The sequence below is a fragment of the Paraprevotella xylaniphila YIT 11841 genome, assembly GCF_000205165.1.
GTDB lineage: Bacteria > Bacteroidota > Bacteroidia > Bacteroidales > Bacteroidaceae > Paraprevotella > Paraprevotella xylaniphila.
Window position 1 is genome coordinate 1 of sequence record NZ_GL883834.1, and the last position, 2,162, is coordinate 2,162.

A 2,162-nucleotide genomic window follows, 5' to 3' on the forward strand; every position below is an offset into this window, starting at 1 on the left:
ACCCGTTGTGTGGAAATCGGAAACAGATAAAAACGAACTGTAATTTTCCAACATGAAAAATGTATGGTTCCAAATACAATTCATTTGCAACCTGTTACTTTTCAGGTATCTCCCCATTTTCTCACAAAATGGCTGTCTTACCTATCTCCCACAGCATCAAGAAAAAGTGTACCTGCATTTTGACCAGACCGCTTATTTCCTCAAAGAAACGATATGGTTCAACGCTTACATACTGGACGAAAGCAACCGTCCTACAGACATCAGCCGAGTACTCTACGTAGAACTCGTTTCACCGGAAGGAGGCATCGTGGACACATTTAAAGGAAAAATAGAAAATGGAACCTGTCACGGGCAATTCGCATTGGATAGCGCCTACCTTTCCGGGTACTTTGAAATACGAGCCTATACTCGCCATATGATGAATTTCGGAGAAGACAATTATTTCTCACGGGTCTTCCCTATTTATGACATAGCCACAGACGGGAACTATCATATCCGTAGCATGCTTGACCGCTTACGCCCCGACTTGTCCAAAGACAACAATCTGACGTTCAGGGAAAGAAAGGAAAAGGCAAGAAAGCCCTCAAAGGACACATTGCCTTTGTCCGTACAAAAAGCTGTCAATTCCGTCATACGGCACTATAACTATTTCACCCCCGACACCATTGCATGCGAAAGCATACCAAAAGACTTACGACCGGGAGAAAAAGTGGAACTTGTATTCCGGGCTACACCCTATAGCCAATTTTCCCTTTCCGTTTGTGCGGAAGAAAGTTTTATCCACACGCACAATAAAGGTGACATTTACCAAACCTTGTTCAAAGACTACAGTTGGGTAGAAAGAAGTTATCAAGCCTTACAAAACTTCAACCCACAAAAAGACATCCGTTATGCACCGGAAAAAGGAATCACCGTGGACGGAGACTTTATCTTAAACAAAAGAAGAAAGATCCGTTTCTTGCCACAAGCAACCATTAGTTTGTCCATACGTACGGACAGCCTGCACTTCGGAGGAAACACGAAAACGGATTCATGTGGGTATTGGGCTTTCACCATGGATGATTTCTACGGGAAACGAACAGGGAGTTTGAATGCAATCAGGGCAGACTTCTTTTGGAACGAATCAAGAATAAGAATGCACAAATGGTTCTCGCCTCCCCCTCGGCAATACCAGGACAACGAATACCATCATATACAGGATTACACTATAAAAACAGACTCTTTGACCGGCACGGCAGAAGTTGGCATCAAACAGTTAAAGGAAGTGAAGGTTACAGCCCAACAGCATAAACGGACTTGGAAAGGAACCACACGTTCATTAGTGCACTATTCCTACGCTGAAGAACAAGAATACGCCTTAGACCAAACTGGATCCATCAATTTTGACGGTTCTTATCCGACATGGAAAGTCGTTTCCAGCCTCCTATCACGATATTACTACCCCGAACGGTATACACGACTCCTGATAACCAATCACTACCACGGAGATTATGGCATTCCTGAAGGACACATTCACGATGGCAATTTAAAACAAACCGACAATATCAAAGAAATCGTTGTGAGAACAGACCGTGCCACATGCTTACAATATGACTATTCCCGTGTGCCTTTCCAACATCATATCGAAAAAAATCCCACCGGAACAATTACCATCGCCCACAAATACAAAAGTCTCGGGATACCCTCTGAAGACAATCCATACTCCATTAGAGCCGGATTGTTAAACTACTTGGTATGCCTCATTCCATACTCTTCCGAGGAACAGATTGCCAAAAAATTACAACCCACAATCAGACTTAGCCCTACTTCACGCGCCACTATCATTAAAGGGTTCTCACGACCAAAAGAACTCCACCAACCAAAATACAACTGTTCACTTAAAGAATTGGATGCTGATTTCAGACGCACCTTATACTGGAATCCAAACGTAAAAACGGATGCCCAAGGTATTGCCCGTATCACATTCTACAACAACAATAACTGCCGTTCACTTCATATTTCTGCTGAAGGCATAGGAGCTGACGGAAATCCTATCATCTATTATAATAAGGAGAAACAAAAATGAAAAAACTGACCCTTTTAGGCATATTGCTGTATTACACCACAGACATTTGGACACAGACATACCAAACAGACTCCCTCGCCGCCCGCGTGGAACGCTT

1 protein-coding gene is annotated in these 2,162 nt (G+C 43.2%); it reads left to right on the forward strand.

The features are described from left to right. The first annotated feature begins 52 nt into the window (after positions 1 to 52). Complete coding sequence (locus HMPREF9442_RS05320) at positions 53 to 2,065, forward strand: conserved domain protein (protein ID WP_008626188.1); 2,013 nt, start codon at positions 53 to 55, stop codon at positions 2,063 to 2,065. The last annotated feature ends 97 nt before the right edge of the window (positions 2,066 to 2,162 follow it).